Origin of the sequence: Streptomyces durocortorensis, from assembly GCF_016901035.1 — a bacterium.
GTDB classification, from domain to species: domain Bacteria; phylum Actinomycetota; class Actinomycetes; order Streptomycetales; family Streptomycetaceae; genus Streptomyces; species Streptomyces durocortorensis.
In genome coordinates, this window is record NZ_JAFEUF010000013.1 from 15,168 (window position 1) to 30,620 (window position 15,453).

General features: G+C 73.1%; 13 protein-coding genes and 1 pseudogene. 7 read left to right on the forward strand and 7 right to left on the reverse strand.

What is annotated here, in order from left to right; translation table 11 throughout:
* Positions 1-24: 24 nt before the first annotated feature.
* Both JS521_RS04755 and JS521_RS04760 read left to right on the forward strand, forming a co-directional pair.
* Positions 25-489 carry a DUF7144 family membrane protein gene (locus JS521_RS04755; RefSeq protein ID WP_205081454.1) on the forward strand — a complete coding sequence of 155 codons (465 nt, stop codon included), beginning with the start codon at positions 25-27 and terminating at the stop codon, positions 487-489.
* A 93-nt stretch (positions 490-582) separates the two neighbouring features.
* A complete protein-coding gene (locus JS521_RS04760) occupies positions 583-804 on the forward strand; it encodes a DUF2277 domain-containing protein (protein WP_205081455.1) in 222 nt (73 codons plus the stop codon).
* Positions 805-906: 102 nt separating this feature from the next.
* Here JS521_RS04760 and JS521_RS04765 read toward each other — a convergent pair whose 3' ends face one another.
* Positions 907-1,728, reverse strand: coding sequence for a DedA family protein (locus tag JS521_RS04765; RefSeq protein WP_307847773.1), 822 nt, complete (start codon positions 1,726-1,728; stop codon positions 907-909).
* Between the two features lie 321 nt (positions 1,729-2,049).
* On the opposite strand from JS521_RS04765, the gene JS521_RS04770 reads away from it, so the two are divergent.
* The gene (locus JS521_RS04770; protein WP_307847774.1) at positions 2,050-2,736 is read left to right on the forward strand and encodes a superoxide dismutase family protein; all 687 of its coding nucleotides are present in this window, start codon (positions 2,050-2,052) and stop codon (positions 2,734-2,736) included.
* Positions 2,737-2,892: 156 nt separating this feature from the next.
* Here JS521_RS04770 and JS521_RS04775 read toward each other — a convergent pair whose 3' ends face one another.
* The 3 genes from JS521_RS04775 to JS521_RS04785 all read right to left on the reverse strand — a co-directional run bounded on the left by JS521_RS04775 (position 2,893) and on the right by JS521_RS04785 (position 5,959).
* On the reverse strand, positions 2,893-3,342 hold the full coding sequence (locus JS521_RS04775; protein ID WP_205081457.1) for a DoxX family protein: 450 nt from the start codon (positions 3,340-3,342) through the stop codon (positions 2,893-2,895).
* Between the two features lie 114 nt (positions 3,343-3,456).
* The gene (locus JS521_RS04780; protein ID WP_205081458.1) at positions 3,457-5,211 is read right to left on the reverse strand and encodes an alkaline phosphatase D family protein; all 1,755 of its coding nucleotides are present in this window, start codon (positions 5,209-5,211) and stop codon (positions 3,457-3,459) included.
* A 103-nt stretch (positions 5,212-5,314) separates the two neighbouring features.
* Positions 5,315-5,959, reverse strand: coding sequence for an HNH endonuclease family protein (locus JS521_RS04785; RefSeq protein WP_205081459.1), 645 nt, complete (start codon positions 5,957-5,959; stop codon positions 5,315-5,317).
* Between the two features lie 287 nt (positions 5,960-6,246).
* On the opposite strand from JS521_RS04785, the pseudogene JS521_RS37445 reads away from it, so the two are divergent.
* Positions 6,247-6,964, forward strand: a pseudogene (locus tag JS521_RS37445) (ABC transporter permease).
* A 20-nt stretch (positions 6,965-6,984) separates the two neighbouring features.
* Here JS521_RS37445 and JS521_RS04800 read toward each other — a convergent pair.
* The gene (locus JS521_RS04800) at positions 6,985-7,647 is read right to left on the reverse strand and encodes an HAD-IA family hydrolase (RefSeq protein WP_205081460.1); all 663 of its coding nucleotides are present in this window, start codon (positions 7,645-7,647) and stop codon (positions 6,985-6,987) included.
* Between the two features lie 211 nt (positions 7,648-7,858).
* A complete protein-coding gene (locus JS521_RS04805) occupies positions 7,859-8,950 on the reverse strand; it encodes a peptidoglycan-binding domain-containing protein (protein WP_443732173.1) in 1,092 nt (363 codons plus the stop codon).
* A 252-nt stretch (positions 8,951-9,202) separates the two neighbouring features.
* On the opposite strand from JS521_RS04805, the gene JS521_RS04810 reads away from it, so the two are divergent.
* Positions 9,203-11,332 (forward strand): MDR family MFS transporter, encoded by a 2,130-nt coding sequence (locus JS521_RS04810; protein WP_205081462.1) that lies wholly within the window; start codon positions 9,203-9,205, stop codon positions 11,330-11,332.
* Between the two features lie 31 nt (positions 11,333-11,363).
* Here JS521_RS04810 and JS521_RS04815 read toward each other — a convergent pair whose 3' ends face one another.
* Positions 11,364-11,852, reverse strand: a complete 489-nt coding sequence (locus JS521_RS04815) for a GNAT family N-acetyltransferase (RefSeq protein ID WP_205081463.1) — start codon at positions 11,850-11,852, stop codon at positions 11,364-11,366.
* A gap of 62 nt (positions 11,853-11,914) precedes the next feature.
* Here JS521_RS04815 and JS521_RS04820 point away from each other — a divergent pair, with 62 nt between their 5' ends.
* Positions 11,915-13,066, forward strand: coding sequence for a serpin family protein (locus tag JS521_RS04820; protein ID WP_205081464.1), 1,152 nt, complete (start codon positions 11,915-11,917; stop codon positions 13,064-13,066).
* Positions 13,067-13,235: 169 nt separating this feature from the next.
* Positions 13,236-15,320, forward strand: a complete 2,085-nt coding sequence (locus JS521_RS04825) for a bifunctional glycosyltransferase 87/phosphatase PAP2 family protein (protein WP_205081465.1) — start codon at positions 13,236-13,238, stop codon at positions 15,318-15,320.
* Positions 15,321-15,453: the final 133 nt, after the last annotated feature.

Genomic DNA, 15,453 nt, shown 5'->3' on the forward strand with positions numbered 1-15,453 from the left:
GCCTGTTCCGGCTAAGGAGTCCTCATGTCGCAGTCCAGCACACCCCCGCCCAGCGCCTCGCGCCCCGCCGACCCCCGTCCGGGCCGCGACCCGGGCAGCCCGTGGGCGGCCGGGGGAACGGTGTTCGCCGGTGTCCTGCTCTTCGTGGACGGTGTCCTCGGAGTGCTGAAGGGCATCGCGGGGATCGCCTCGAACGACGTGTACACGCGGATCAACGACTACGTCTTCAAGTTCAGCGTCACCTCGTGGGGCTGGATCCACCTCATCCTCGGCGTGGTCCTCATCCTCGTGGGCTGGGGCATCCTCAAGGGCGCGCCCTGGGCCCGGGGCGCGGGCGTCGCCCTCGCCTCCCTGAACCTCATCGCCAACTTCATGTGGCTCCCGTACACCCCGGTCTGGGCCATCGTCACCATCGCGATCGACGTCTTCGTCATCTGGGCCCTGTGCACCGACCGGTCGAGCGAGGACGACTGGGCGCGCAGCGGCTGAGCGACCGGCGCGGGCACCGAGCGCAGGCAGAGCGACACCCGGCCGCGGGGCGGCGGGGTGTCCGTTGTCAGTGGGGCGGTCCACACTGGAGTCATGTGCCGCAGCATCAAGACGCTCCGCCCGCCCGCTCTCCCCGAAGAGGCCACCGAGGAGGACATGCGGGCCGCCGCCCTCCAGTACGTACGCAAGGTCTCCGGGTTCCGCGCGCCCGCCGCGCACAACCGGGAGGTGTTCGACCAGGCCGTCGACGAGATCACCGCGGCGACGATGAAGCTGCTCGACGGCCTGGAGATACGGGGCGCGGCCCGTAGCTGAGCCCGCGGCCCGTAGTTGAGGCCGCCGTCCGGGGCCGAGCCCGCCGTCCGGAGCTGGGGCCTCCGCACGGGCGGCCGGGCCTTCGCCGGTGTGCCCCTTCGCTCAGGGGGCGGCCGGCGCGGGCGCGGACACTGGTCCCGGCCCGCTCGGAGGTGTCGTCGGTGCCGTGGTTGCGGAGGCGGTCGCGGATACGGCTCCGGCTCCGTAGCCCGATTTCGGTCCCGGTCCCGGTCCCGCGACCGTTCCCGGTCCTGGTCCCGGTTCCTGGTCCGGGGCTTCCGCCCCTGCCTTCGCCCTCTCCGTCCGCGTCGCCGGGCGCTTGACCACGAACGCGGCCAGCGCGCCCGCCAGGAACAGGGCCAGGACCGAAACGGCCGTGCCGAACCACGTCGAGCCCAGCCACCGGCCGCCGAAGTAGCCGAGCCCCACGCTGTAACCGGCCCAGGCCAGGCCCGCCAGCGCGGACCAGGGGAGGAAGTCCCGCTTCCTGCGGTGGGCCGCGCCCGCGCCGAGGGAGACCACGGATCGGCCCGCCGGAGCGAACCGGGCGATGATCACCAGCGCCCCGCCGCCCCGGCTCAGTGCCGCGCCGAGACGTTCCTGCGCGGTGGTCAGCCGCCGGGGCCGGGCGATGGCCCGGTCCAGCCGGTCGCCCCCGCGCCAGGCGAGCCGGTACGCGACGAGATCGCCGAGCACCGAGGCGGTGGCCGCGCACAGGATCAGCACGACGAGTGAGGGGACCTGCCCGCCGGTGCCTTCGTCGGCACCGCTGACAGTGGTGGAGCCCGCTGCCGCCGCCGTGGCGGCCGTGATGACGAGGACACCGCTGGGCAGCAGGGGCAGGAAGACGTCCAGGAGTACGGAGACGGCGACCACCACGTAGATCCATGGGCTGCTGGTCAGCGCGGCCACACTCTCCAACACCGTCTACTACTCCCCGATCGTGTCGACGCCGCGACGGTCGCAGGGGAGCGGCAGGGGCGGCAGGTTCAGCTGTACAGCGTACGCGTGGGGATTCTCCGGAGATCGGCCAGGGCGGGTGATGTTGTGCAGGTCACGTACACCTGGCGGCCTTGTGCCCGTTAGGCGTTGAGAACGACCGGCACGATCGAGGAGCAGCGCATGACGGCATGGATGGTACGGACGGGACAGGGTCCGGCGCACCCGAATTCGGGGCAGCGGGGTACGGAGGGCCATGAGGGCGGCCCGTTGTCGCGGGGTCGGGGGATCCCACGGATCCCGGGCGTGCTGGCGGGCGCGGCAGCCGTGCTGACGCTGGCCTGCGGCGTGGGAGTCGCCCAGGGGGCGGACGCCGGCACGGGCATGGGTACGGCGGCGGGCGGCGGCGTGTCCGACACCCCCGGTGGCCACAGCGCACACGGCGCACACGGCGCTCCTGCGGCGGGGTCCTCGGTGCAGGGGCCGGGCGGGGGCGGAGACCCGAGCCGCTCCGACGAGGCCGCCGCCGCGGGCGGCAGCTCGTGGATGCGGGCCGCGGGGGTGTTCTCCCCGCCAGGCTCGTTCGTCCGGTCCGACGCGCTGACGTACGACACCCGGCTGGTGCCCGCGGGCGCGCGGATCGAGATCACGCAGTTCACGGACCCGTCCGGCACCCGGGTCGGGGCCCGGCTGCGGGGTCTCGTGCCCGGTCGTGCGTACGGGATGCACGTGCACACCTCGCCCTGCGGCGCCGATCCCGCCGCCGCGGGCCCTCACTACCAGCACCGCCCGGCGGCGACCGCGGATCCGGTCAACGAGGTGTGGCTGGACTTCCGGACGGACGAGGACGGCGACGGTCGGGCGGAGGCCCAGCACGACTGGAACTTCCGGGAGGGCGGAGCACGGTCGGTGATCATCCACGACCAGCAGGGCGGCGCGGGGGAGCGGGCGGCCTGCTTCACGGTGCCGTTCGGGCCCCACGGGCGGGAGTGACGGGGCTTCACACCCGGGCGGGGCGGATCACGGCGTACGGCGGTGCCCCGCTCCCTCCGCCGAACGGGGAGAGAGCGGAGCACCGACCCGGCGTGCGGTGAGGCGCGGGCGGCGAGACCAGGACCGTACGACGACGGTAGGGGCGGCCGTTGCCGGTCAGACCGGGACGGCCGGGGCCTTGTTCTGCCGGGTCGCGCCCTCGGTGTCGGCCGCCGTGCTCCGCGAGCCGAAGAGGCGGTCCAGGGCGACGGACCCCGGGCCGGTGAAGACCAGCAGCAGGAACGCCCAGCAGAACATCGCCGACGGCTCGCCGCCGTTCTGGAGCGGCAGGAACGCTTCCGGCTGGTGCACCTTGAAGTACGCGTAGGCCATCGAGCCCGAGGCGAGGAACGCCGCGGCACGGGTGCCGAGACCGAGGGCGACGAGAGCCCCGCAGACCAGCTGGATCAGAGCGGCGTACCAGCCGGGCCAGGCCCCGGTCTCCGCCTGGGTGCCGCCGAGTACCCCGAAGAGGGTGGCGGCGCCGTGGAAGGCGAAGAGCAGGCCGACGACGAAGCGGAAGAGGCTGAGCACGTAGGGCTGTGCCTGGTTCAAGCGGATGAGCATGGGGGGTGGGCTCCTTCGGTCGTGGTGGGGACGTGAACCGACTGAGCGCATCAGGTTAGGGAAACCTCATCAGTGCTTGCAACTTCAACATTCTGTCGGGTGGCTGGAAATCGTCTAGCTCTCACCGGTGAGTGAACGCTCAAGAACCGCTTCGAGCTGGTCCCCCTGCTTGCCCGCTTTGGCCTGTACCAATGTCAGCGCAGACTTCCGGCCAAGCAACGTGAGCGTCATGAGCTGGTTACCGAACCAGGGGCCGCCCGCCCTGCCCCAGGTCACCGGCGACGCTCCGGTACGGCTGTGGCGCGTCAGCATCCGGCCGATCCGCCGGCCCGCCCTGCTCCAGGCGAGGCGGAACCCCGTCCGGATCGTTCGGGGGATCGAGTTGTGCACGGGGGAGCAGGTCAGCTGGAGGATGCGGGACACCGGGGCGACGCCGGGGCCGGGGCGGGAAGAGAAATCGAGGTCGGATGCGGTCCCGGGGCGGGCGTCCGGCCACCGGGGTTCGGCGATGTAGGCGTGGTGCACGTCGCCCGAGAGGACGCAGATCGTCGCCGGGGCGTCCGGGCCGCTCCCGGCCTCCCGCAACAACTCCGTGAACCGGTCGAAGGACTCCGGGAAGGCGGCCCAGTGCTCCAGATCGCCGGCGCGGCGCACCTTCTCGCCGATCCGTGCCCAGCGGGGCCCGCGTACGCCCGCGCACACGGCGGCGTTCCAGTGCTCCACATCGTGGACGAGCGGAGGCAGCAGCCACGGCAGGGAGCTGCCGATGAGCAGATGGTCATACGAAGCGGGGTCGTCCAGGACCGCGCCCCGCAGCCAGTCGGCCTCCTCGGGGTGGAGCATCGCCCGCCGCTCCTCGGCCAGGACGCGGGCCGCGCGGGTGTCCACCATGACCAGTCGTACTCGGCCGAAAACACGCCGGTAGCTCCACCGGGTACGGGCGGGATCCGCGTCGGTCTCGGCGGCGAAGCGGCGCAGCGCCTCGGTGCCGTCGGGCGAGGCCCTCACCGCCGCGTACACGGGGTCGGCGGCCAGCTCGGCGGGGGAGAGGTTGCCCAGATGCTGGTGGACCCAGTACGACATCAGCCCGCTGACGATCCGTTCGTGCCACCAGGGTGTGGCGCGGATGTCCCGCTGCCAGGCTGCGCTGGTGTTCCAGTCGTCGATCACGTCGTGGTCGTCGAAGATCATGCAGCTGGGAACCGTGGAGAGCAGCCAGCGGACCTCCGGGTCGCGCCACGATTCGTCGTAGAGGCACGTGTACTCCTCGTAGTCCGCGACCTCCGCGCCCGGCGGCTCGCCCAGGTCCCGGCGGGCGGCGAGCCTGCGCCGGGTCGCCCCGGAGGTCTCGTCCGCGTACACCTGGTCGCCGAGGAGCAGCAGGACGTCGGGCCGCTCCGCCGCCGGGTCCGCGGCGAGGTGCGAGGCCAGGGTGACCAGGGCGTCCGGCCCCACGGGGTCGTGCCCGCCGCCGGGGGCGGCCGCCCAGCGGCACGACCCGAACGAGACCCGTACGGGGTCGGGCGTCGCCCCGGCGCCCTCCACCGCCCCCTCCGCCGCGCCTGTCGGCGTCGCCGTCGATGGCGTCGTGATGGTGCTCGGCGGGAGCCGGGAGCCCTCGGGCGGCCAGACGCGCCGGGAGCCGATCAGCACCTCGTACGCCGTCGTCGAACCGGGGGTCAGCCCCTCCACCACGACCAGGGCGTAGTGATGCCCGGCCACCGCGAAGGTGGGTGACGCCCCCGAGGCGCCGTCCGCGCACCGGACCTCCACGGTGCACGGACGGCTCGCCTCGACCCAGACGGTCGCGGCCGTCCCGGACTCCCAGTCGACGTACCGCAGCAGTGGTCCCAGGCGCAGCCCGGCCATGTCTTGTCTCCTCGCGACGCCGGTACGGATCGGCTCCGTAACGTACAGAACGCGAGGGCAGGGCGCACGGGGTCGGGCGGCGCCGGCGGACCGGCAGCGGGGGTCAGCAGCCGTTCAGGGCCGACTGCAGGGCGCTCTTCTCGGCGGAGTCCACGCTCAGGTTGTAGTGCTTCTTGACGTGGACCCAGGCGCGGACGTAGGTGCACTTGTACGAGGAGCTCGGCGGCATCCACTCGGCCGGGTCCTTGTCGCCCTTGGACTGGTTCACGTTGTCGGTGACCGCGATGAGCTGGGGGCGGGTCAGGTCGTTGGCGAAGGACTGGCGCTGGGCGTTGGTCCAGCTGCTCGCACCGGAGCGCCAGGCCTCGGCGAGCGGGACCATGTGGTCGATGTCCACGTCGGACGCGGCGCTCCAGGTGGCGCCGTCGTAGGTCGAGTACCAACTGCCGCTGGTCGCCTGGCAGGAGGAGTTCTGCTGGACGTTCGTGCCGTCGCGCTTGAGGACGACCTCGCGGGTGTCGCAAGCCCCCGACTGGGTGATCCAGTGCGGGAACTTGTCCCGGCTGTAGCCGCTGGACGAGCCCTCCGCGCCGACGGTGAGCTGGCCGAGGTAGGTGCGCGCGGTCGCCGCGCTGACCGGGGTGGGCATGGCGGCCTGCGCGCTCGGGGCGGTGAACAGCGCGGACGTGGCGGCGAGTGCGGCGGTTGCGGCGACGACGGAGAGGCGACGCGCGTAGACACCGGACATGCGAACTCCCTTGATGTGGGGGGTGCTTGGGCGGGCGTTGGGCGGGCTTCAGGCAGATCCCGGCCATCGTGGCGACGCCAGGTTTCTGTGGGGTGGGCGTCAGGTAACAGAGTGGCGACATGTGCACGTCACATCAAGGGGTGTGCAAGGGGAGTGGCGGATCGCGGGGGCGCTTCGGCCCGTCATGGGGGTTGTCTGCGGGGGTGTTGGGCGCCCGCCGAGGGGCTAGGGGGCGCTCGGGCTCGCCGGTTGCGCCCCCTTCCGGGGGGCGGCTCTGTCGTGGCCGCGTGTTGCTTCCGGTCTCCGTCACCCTCGGCGTCGTCCTCGCCGTCGTGCTGGTCCTTGCCGCCGCCGTCGCCGCGTGGGCCTCACTCGGCCGGTCGCGCGAGATTCTGGTCGCCGGAGTGCGCGCGGCGGCCCAACTCGCCGCCGTCTCCCTGCTCATCGGCTGGGTCGTCCGCTCCCTGGCGCCGCTCCTCGGTTTCGTGGCGCTGATGTTCGCAGTGGCGGTATGGACCGCCGGCCGCCGCATCACCGACAACCGCACCTTGGGCGTGTCCGGCGGATCAGGGCCGGGTCCACGACGCCTGGCACGGCGCCTCGCCGCGTTGCCGAAACGCCCGAATCGCTCCGCGATGAGGACGTTCCAGCACCTTGCGATGCACCGCGACCGTGCTCAGCGGGCGGCGCGCCCTCGACGAACTCACCGTCCGGCGTGGGGAGGTGGAGGCGGGCATGGCCCTCGGGCTGCTCGACCGGGACGCCCGGCTGGAGATCGTACGGCCGGCGGCGTCGGACGCGTTGCTGCCCGGGCTCGATCAGACCCGCACGGTCGGGCTCGTCACTCTGCCGGGGGCGTTCGTGGGCATGCTGCTGGGCGGCGCCTCACCCGTGGAGGCGGGCGCCGTCCGGCTGTTCGTCCTGGTGGCGCTGATGGCGGTCCAGATGGTGGCCGTCGCGGCGGTCCTGGAGCCGGTCGCGCGGGGGTGGCTGCACCGGAAGTGACCGCCGGTGCTCGTGGTGGCTCAGGCCTCGTCGATGTGCAGGCGGATCGAGCCGTCCTCGGCCGCCTCCACGCGTACCTGCGTCAGATCCATGACATGGGCGTCCGGCGCCAGAGCCGCCGCGCGCGGGCCGACGCCCACGACGCGCATGCCCGCCGCCCGGCCCGCCGCGATGCCCGCCTCGGAGTCCTCGAACACGATGCAGTCCGCCGCGTCGAAGCCCAGCTCCGCCGCGCCCTTGAGGAAGCCCTCGGGGTCCGGCTTGCTGGCGCCGACCTGCTCGGCGGTGACGCGGACGGCGGGCATCGGCAGCGCGGCCGCACCCATCCGGGCCGTCGCGAGTGCGGTGTCGGCGGAGGTCACCAGTGCGTGCGGCAGCTCGGCGATCGCGGCCATGAACGAGGGCGCTCCGCCGATCGGCACGACGCCCTCGACGTCGGCGGTCTCCTCGGCCAGCATCACCCGGTTGTCCGCGTAGTTCTCCTCCACCGGGCGGTCCGGCAGCAGGACGGCCATCGTGGCGTACCCCTGACGTCCGTGCACCACCTTCAGCGCGGCCTCGGGGTCCAGCCCGTGCTTGATCGCCCAGCGCCGCCAGCAGCGCTCCACCACCGCGTCGGAGTTCACGAGGGTGCCGTCCATGTCGAGCAGGAGGGCATGTGCGGTGAGGACGGTGGCCGGCATCGGCTGCTCCAGAAACGCGGGGAGGTGTGCGAACCGCCCGGGCGCGCGTGCCGCGGGGCGGACCAGAGCAACCCCCGCCCGCCGGTCAGGGAGTGCGGGCGGGAGCTACTTTGTTCCATCACGATACAAAAACCGGGAGGGGAACGCCAATCTCTCTTCCCCGCCCTTCTCTCTATTGCCCTTCTTCCCGCTCTGCGCCGGGCGGCCGGGCTCAGCGGCGTCCGTGCCCGCTCGTCTCCGCCTCCAGTGCGCGCCGGGTGTTCGGCCCGTACACGCCCATCGGATCGCCCTGGATCGCCTTGTACGACTGGTAGATCGCCACCGCGTTCTCCACCCGTTCGTCGTAGTTCTCGTCGGGCGGTCCCGAGTAGAGCCACACCTCCCTGAGCCGGTTCTGCAGCTCGCCGACCTCCGGGCCGCGGTCGCCCGGCCGCAGCGAAGGCCCGGCGAACTCCGCGGGCGGAGCGGCGGACGCCGAGGACGTGGGCGCGCCGCCGTCCCGGGTGGGCGACGCGCTCGCTGTCGGCGACGCGGACGCCGTGGCGCTCGGCGTGGGCTCGCTGCTCTTCGACGGCGAGGCGGACGCGGACGGCGAGGCCGACGGTGTCGCCGTGCGGGAGGGCGTACGGGACGGAGCCGCCGACGCGGAGGGGGACGGGGCCACCGACGCGGCCGGTTCGTCCTCGGTGTCCGGCACGCTCGTCGTGGCCTCCGGCAGCGCCTCGTCCCTGCTGTCGTCGCTGCCGAACAGCCCGCCGGCGAAAGCCGCCGTGCCGACCACCGCGGCCACGGCCGCCCCCACGGCGATGGCCCCGAAGGGACGCCTGCGGCGCGGCTGCACGGGGTCGGGGGCGAAGGCGGGGCTTGCGGCGGCGGTCCGCCTGCGGTTGCGGTCTCCGCTTCCGGCGGGTGCGGCGTACGCGCCGGCGCCGACGCCCGCGCCCGGGCCGACGCCTGCACCCGTACCCGGGCCTGCACCCGGGCCTGTGCCCGAGCCCGTACCCGTACCGACGCCCGAGCCGTCGCCGCCCAGGAACGGCGACAGCGGCATCGTGGTCGCCGCCGCCCCCGGAGCGTCGGCCCCATGCCGCTCGGCCCCGGAAGCCGCGCCGGCCTGCGTGCCGGGCTGCCCGCCCTCAGGCGTATCGGAGGGCGCGCCCGCGTGGTCCGTCAGCGTCACGTACGGCCGGATGCGCAGCGGGTCGAAGTCCTCCGCCGCGGCGATCTCCGCCGTACGGGCGGCGCGCTGTTCGTCCTCCGTGAGCGGCGCCGAACCCGCGCCCGCGCCGCACCGGCACGGCACCCGGTGCTCCGTGCCGGGCTCCCCGGCCGTCCGTCTTCCGCACTCCGGGCATGCGTGTCCGGTCATCGTGGTCCCCTCCCCTTGAAACTGCCTGCGATTATGCAGCCCGCCCCGGGGAAGCCCAACGGCCCGCAGCGGGCTCAGCCCGCCTTCGGCAGGCCATAACGGGGCGAAACGTCCAGGATGGGGGTGTAGTGGATCAGCGGACGCAGCGGATCGAGGAGACGCCATGGCCCGGCAGAGGAGACGCCCATGTCCCAGCAGCTGAGCCCGCAGCCCGCGCCCCCGGCCCCGGGTGAGGGACAGTCCCACCGGAGTGTCCTGGTGGCGATCGGAGCGCTGCTCCTCGGCATGCTGCTCGCGGCACTCGACCAGACCATCGTCTCCACGGCCCTTCCGACCATCGTCAGCGAGCTCGGCGGGCTCGACCACCTCTCCTGGGTGGTGACCGCCTATCTGCTGGCGGCCACCGCGGCGACCCCGCTGTGGGGCAAGCTCGGCGACCAGTACGGCCGCAAGAAGCTCTTCCAGACCGCGATCGTGATCTTCCTGATCGGCTCCGCGCTCTGCGGAGTCGCCCAGAACATGCCCCAGCTGATCGGATTCCGGGCTCTCCAGGGGCTCGGCGGCGGTGGGCTCATGGTGCTGTCGATGGCGATCGTCGGCGACCTCGTCACCCCGCGCGAACGCGGCAAGTACCAAGGGCTCTTCGGCGCGGTCTTCGGGGTGACGAGCGTCCTCGGACCGCTCCTCGGCGGCTTCTTCACCGAACACCTCAGCTGGCGCTGGGTCTTCTACATCAACCTGCCGATCGGCGTCGTCGCGCTGGGCGTCATCGCGGCCGTCCTGCACATCCCGGTCCGCCGGGAGAAGCACACCATCGACTACCTCGGCACCTTCCTCATCGCGGCCGTCGCGACCAGCCTGGTGCTCATCGCCTCCCTCGGCGGTACGACCTGGGCCTGGACCTCCCCGCAGATCATCGGGCTCGCGGTGCTCGCCGTCGTCCTGCTCGTGGCGTTCATCGCCGCCGAGCGGCGCGCGGTCGAGCCCGTGCTGCCGCTGAAGCTGTTCCGGATCCGCACCTTCACCCTCGTCGCCGTGATCAGCTTCGTCATCGGCTTCGCCATGTTCGGCGCGATGACCTACCTGCCGACGTTCCTCCAGGTGGTCCACGACATCACCCCGACGATGTCCGGCGTGCACATGCTGCCGATGGTGTTCGGTCTGCTGATCACCTCCACCGCCTCCGGCCAGATCGTCAGCCGGACCGGCCGCTGGAAGGTCTTCCCGGTCCTCGGCACGGCCCTCACCACCGTCGGTCTCCTGCTGCTCCACCGCCTCGACGAGTCCAGCTCCACCTGGCTGATGAGCGTCTACTTCTTCGTCTTCGGCGCCGGGCTCGGCCTGGTGATGCAGGTCCTCGTCCTGGTCGCCCAGAACTCCGTCTCCTACCAGGACCTCGGGGTCGCCACCTCCGGCGCGACGTTCTTCCGGTCCATCGGCGCGGCGTTCGGCGTGGCCGTCTTCGGGACCATCTTCACCAACCGGCTGACGGGCCAGCTGACGGACGCGCTCGCCGGGCAGCCGCTGCCCCCGGGCATCGACGCGGGGAGCCTGGCCGCCGACCCCCGGGCCATCGGGCAGCTCCCCGCCGACCTGCGGCCCTCGGTGCTCAGCGCGTACTCCACCTCCATCACGGACGTCTTCCTGTACGCCGCCCCGGTCGTCCTCCTGGCCTTCGTCCTCGCCTGGTTCCTCCGCGAGGACAAGCTCCGGGGCTCGGTGACCGCCCCGGACACCAGCCAGACCCTCGCCTCCAACCCCGTCGAGCGCTCCTCGTACGACGAGTGCGCCCGCGCCCTGTCGGTGCTCGCCACCCGGGAGGGGCGCCGCGAGATCTACGAGAAGATCACCGCGCGGGCGGGGTACGACCTGCTGCCCGCGGCCAGCTGGCTGCTCCTGCGGATCAAGCGGCACGGCACCGTCGAACCCGCCCGGCTCGCCGAGACCGCTCCCGTACCGCTGCACGTGATCACCGACGCGGCCCGGCAGGTCGAGGAACGCGGACTGGCCCGCCGGGAGGGCCTGCAGATGATCCTCACCGACAGCGGGGCCGAGGCCGTCGTCCGGCTCTCCCAGGCCCGCGAGGACTCCCTCGCCGAACTCCTCGGAGACTGGTGGGGTCCCGAGCGCCCCACCGACCTGGTCCAACTCGTCCATGAACTGACCGCCGAGGTCAGCGGCTCGACCAGGGAGCGGCCCCACTCCCCGACGCCACCCCGCGACCACGAGGCCCACCTGCGCCGCGACGAGCGCGAGGCCCACAGCAGGGCCCTCGACGACCCGGACGACCACGGCCACCCGCACCCGCCGGCCTGAGCCCGTACGGTTCCCGCGCGCCGGGGCCGGGTCACAGCTCCTTGGCGAACCAGTGCTCCGCGTACGGGTTGCGGCGGTGGAACGCCGGCACCTCCCGGTACCCGTGCTTGGCGTACAGCCCGCGCGCCTCGACCAGGTCGTTGCGGGTGTCCAGCCGCAGCAGCCGTACGCCGTACGCTCTCGCCGCCTCCTCCACCGCGGCCAGCAGCAGCCCGCCGCCGCCCGTGCCCCGGAACGCCGGGCGCACGTACACCCGCGTCAGCTCCGCCGTACCCGGCCCGGCGGCCTCCGTCAGCACCAGCCCGGCACAGCTCGCGGCCTTGCTCCCGTACCGGCCGACGACGAACTGGCCGGTCGGCGGTACGAGCAGGTCGGCCCCGTCGCCGTCGAGCCCGGCCGTGATCTCCTCGGCGGTCGCGGGCCGCTGCCAGTAACGGCTGGCGACCTCGTCGTAGTAGTCACGGCGCAGTGCGCTCGCGGCGGGGGAGTCGAATCGTTCGGCGGCCACCGTCCAGGTCATGTGGGGCATTCTTGCTGCCGTACGGCCTGACGACGACGCAATTACCTGTGCAGGGGGCAGCAGTGACCGACGTGTCCGCGACCGACGCCGAGACCACCACCACGACCACCCGGGCGATCCAGCTTCTCGCCGAACGCTGGATACGGGACGGCATGGCCGCCGCAGCGGCGGACCGGGGCCGTACGGAGGCGGACGCCGGCTTCGTGTGCTCGCCCGCCGGGCTCTGGCTCGCCCTGACCGCCGTCGCCGCCGGCGCCCGCGGCGATACTGCCGAGGAGCTGCGGGCCCTCCTCGGCACCGCGGGCCAGGAGGCCGCCCCGGCCGCCACGGCAGTGGCCCGCGAGCTGGCGACGACCGGGGCGCTGGGCGTGGCCACCCGGGTCTGGAGCCGGGTGCCCGTGCTGCGCGCGTACCGGGAGGCGCTGCCGGACGTCCGCTTCGACCCGATGGACCCGGCGGCCGTCGACGCCTGGGTGCGCGAGGCCACCGGCGGGCTGATCGAGCGGCTGCCGCTGGAGATCACCGACGACACCCTGCTGGCCCTGGTCAACGTCCTGGCGCTGAAGGCCCGCTGGGAGGATCCGTTCGAGGGCTGGCGCACCCGGGACCTGCCGTTCACCGACGCGGCGGGCACGGCCCGCCCGGTACCGACGATGTCCAAGGATGTGCCGTTGGCCGACGCCTGGGCAGCTGGCGGGGCGCACGTCGTCGAGCTGCGCTGTGCGCGGGAGCCCGGCGGCGCCCCCGGGGCCCGGGTCCGTCTCGTCCTGGGCGAGCCGGGGGCCGGCCCGGAACGTGTGCTGCCCGTGGGCTGGGCGCCCCGGACCGCGGGCACTCCGCTGGACGCCGACCGCGTGACCGTCGGGCTGCCCCGGCTCGCCCTGCGGACCCGGGTGGCCGTCACCGAGCAGCTGCCCGCCCTCGGCATACGGCTGGCCACCTCGGACGACGCCGACTTCTCCGGCCTCTCGCCCGAACGCCTCCTCGTCTCCGACGTGATCCAGGAAGCCGTGCTGAAGATCGCCGAGGAGGGTGTGGAGGCCGCGGCCGTGACGGTGGTCGCCATGGCCCCGGCGGGCGCAGCACCCCTCCAGCAGAAGGTGCAGCACATCGCCTACGACCGCCCCTTCGGCGTCGTCGTACTGGCCGGAACCGACGACGTACCCCTGTTCACCGCCTGGCAGGCGGACATCCCTGCCGGCCCGCACGCCTGAGGCATTCCCGCGCCCGCCCGAGGCCTTCCGGCGCCCCCGTCATCCCCACGGACGACTTCTTCCGGCCGGAAGCAGGATGACAGTCAGGCAAAGAGGGGGTTGATTGTGTCTACCTCGTAGGGCAATGCGAGGCTTCATCCGGCATGGCCCCCACTCGAAGGGGCGGTGCATGGAACGGTGGGAGGGTCGGCGCAGCGTGGTGAATGCGGATCACAGTGTGCGCGGTGACGCGGTGGCGGACACGAAAGCGGGGGCCGGGCTGACCAGAGTCCTGCTCTGGATCGTCGTGGCCGTGCTGGCGGTACGGCAGGTGGCGGTGGTGCTCCGGCAGCCACCGGAGGAACGGCTCCTCGATCTGGAGACCTGGATCGGGGAGAACGGCGTCCTGCACCTGACGGGCTCGCTGTACGGCAGTGGCCGGTTCACCGGGACGCCCTTCGCGGGACTCGTCCTGAAACCGCTCACCGCCACGGCTCAGCAGACCCTCGGCGTCGCGTGGACGTTCGGCTCCCTGCTGCTCGTCGTCGCCCTCGGCCTCGTCGCGGCCAAGGCGCTGCCCGGGCCGGTGGGCCGCCGGACGGCCCTGCTCGCGGCCCCCGTCGCGATCAGCCTGGTCATGCTGTCGCTGCCGGTCCGCAACGCCCTCCACCTGGGCCAGACCAGCATCCTGCCCGTCCTGCTGGTGCTGTTGGCCTGGTTCGTCGTCCGGGACCACCGGGCGGCGGGCGTCCTCGTCGGCATCGCCGCCGCCTTCCAGCCGGTGCTGCTGCTCTTCGCCGCCCTGCTCTGGCTGACCGGCAGGCGGCAGGCGTCTGTGAGCGCGGGCGCGACGTTCGCCCTCGCCACGGCGATCGCCTGGGCCGCCGGGCCGAAGGACTCGTGGACGTACTGGGTGCACCACCTCGCGGGCGCCGGGCTGGGGGAGCGGCCGGACAGCCTCGCCAACCAGTCCCTGCACGGGGCGCTGCTCCGCCTCGGCCTCGAAGGCCCCCTGGAGATCGCCCTGTTCCTGGTGCTCGCCGCCGCTGTCGTGTTCTTCGGGCTGCGGCGCGCGGTGCGGTACGCCCAGGACGGACAGCTGCTCCTCGCGGTGGCCGTGACCGGCTGCGTCGTGGTCGCCGTCTCACCGACCGCCTGGCAGCACCAACTGCTCTGGGTGCTCCTCGCGGTCGTCGGCAAGGTCGGCAAGCGGGCCTCCGACCGGTTGGTCTGGCCGTCCGTGGTGGTGCTGGCCGTCACCCTGCCGGGCACGATGCTGCTGCCGAACATCGAGCCGCTCTTCCCCGTACGCGACAACATCCTGCTCCTCACGGCGCTCGGCGCTGCCTGCCTCGCCCCGTTCCTGCCCCGCACCTCGCCGTACTGGCAGCACCCGGTCCCCACCGACTACGCGAAACCGGTCGCGGCGCGCTGGAGACGCGTGCCGCTCCTGCCGTTCTGGCGCCGGGTCTTCACCCGCCCCAACCTGCTGCTGGAACTCCTGCTCATCCGGGTCGTCTACGACGCCTATGCCCAGGTCCGCCTCGCCGCCCGGGCGGGCCGCCCGCTCGCCGAGGAGCACGGCCGGCAGATCCACGCCATCGAGCAGTGGCTGCACATCGACATCGAGCACTGGGTCAACCACGCGGTCGTCAAGATCGATTGGCTGCGGGAGTTCTTCGACTACTACTACTCCACGTTCCACTTCATCGTCCCGCTGGCGATCCTCGGCGTGCTGTACGTCCGCCGCCCCGCCGACTACCGCTGGGTCCGCTCCTCCATCGGCTTCGCCACGCTCCTCGCGCTCGTCGGCTTCTGGCTCTACCCCCTGGCCCCGCCCCGGCTCATGCCCGGCCTCGGCTTCATCGACACCGTCCACGGGGTGCAGGACTTCGCGAAGCCCGACTACGGGACGCTGACCACCGTCACCAACCAGTACGCGGCGATGCCGTCGCTGCACTTCGGCTGGTCGCTGTGGTGCGGTGTGGTCATCGTGATGCTGGCCCCGAAGCTGTGGATGAAGGCGCTCGGCCTGCTGCACCCGCTCTTCACGATCGCCGCGATCGTGGCCACCGCCAACCACTGGGTGCTCGACGCGGCCGGCGGGGCCCTGGTCGTGGCGATGGGCTTCGGGCTGACGTACGTGCTGTCGGGGCCGCGGAAGCTGGTGACCGAGGAGACCGGAGCGGCGGCGGAACCCGTGGAGCCGCGTCCTGCCGAACCCCCGGCCGAGCCGGAGGCCGTACCGGCCGGAAAAGCGGCAGGCACCGCCTGAGGGCCCCCGGGTAGGAGCAGGCTGAAGCAGGCCGAAGGGGGGGGGGGGGGGGGGGGGGACGGCCCCCCCCCCCCCCCCCACGACCGGGGTGCCCGGTGCGAGCCGGGCGGCCAGCGTGAGTATCTCCTCGCCG

Coding starts and splice junctions, on each gene's coding strand:
- JS521_RS04780 (WP_205081458.1), bottom strand. CDS start 5,211: ATGGCCGGGCTGCGCCTGGGACCACTGCTGCGGTACGTCGACTGGGAG.
- JS521_RS04755 (WP_205081454.1), top strand. CDS start 25: ATGTCGCAGTCCAGCACACCCCCGCCCAGCGCCTCGCGCCCCGCCGAC.
- JS521_RS04800 (WP_205081460.1), bottom strand. CDS start 7,647: ATGCCGGCCACCGTCCTCACCGCACATGCCCTCCTGCTCGACATGGAC.
- JS521_RS04760 (WP_205081455.1), top strand. CDS start 583: ATGTGCCGCAGCATCAAGACGCTCCGCCCGCCCGCTCTCCCCGAAGAG.
- JS521_RS04825 (WP_205081465.1), top strand. CDS start 13,236: ATGGAACGGTGGGAGGGTCGGCGCAGCGTGGTGAATGCGGATCACAGT.
- JS521_RS04785 (WP_205081459.1), bottom strand. CDS start 5,959: ATGTCCGGTGTCTACGCGCGTCGCCTCTCCGTCGTCGCCGCAACCGCC.
- JS521_RS04775 (WP_205081457.1), bottom strand. CDS start 3,342: ATGCTCATCCGCTTGAACCAGGCACAGCCCTACGTGCTCAGCCTCTTC.
- JS521_RS04815 (WP_205081463.1), bottom strand. CDS start 11,852: ATGACCTGGACGGTGGCCGCCGAACGATTCGACTCCCCCGCCGCGAGC.
- JS521_RS04810 (WP_205081462.1), top strand. CDS start 9,203: ATGTCCCAGCAGCTGAGCCCGCAGCCCGCGCCCCCGGCCCCGGGTGAG.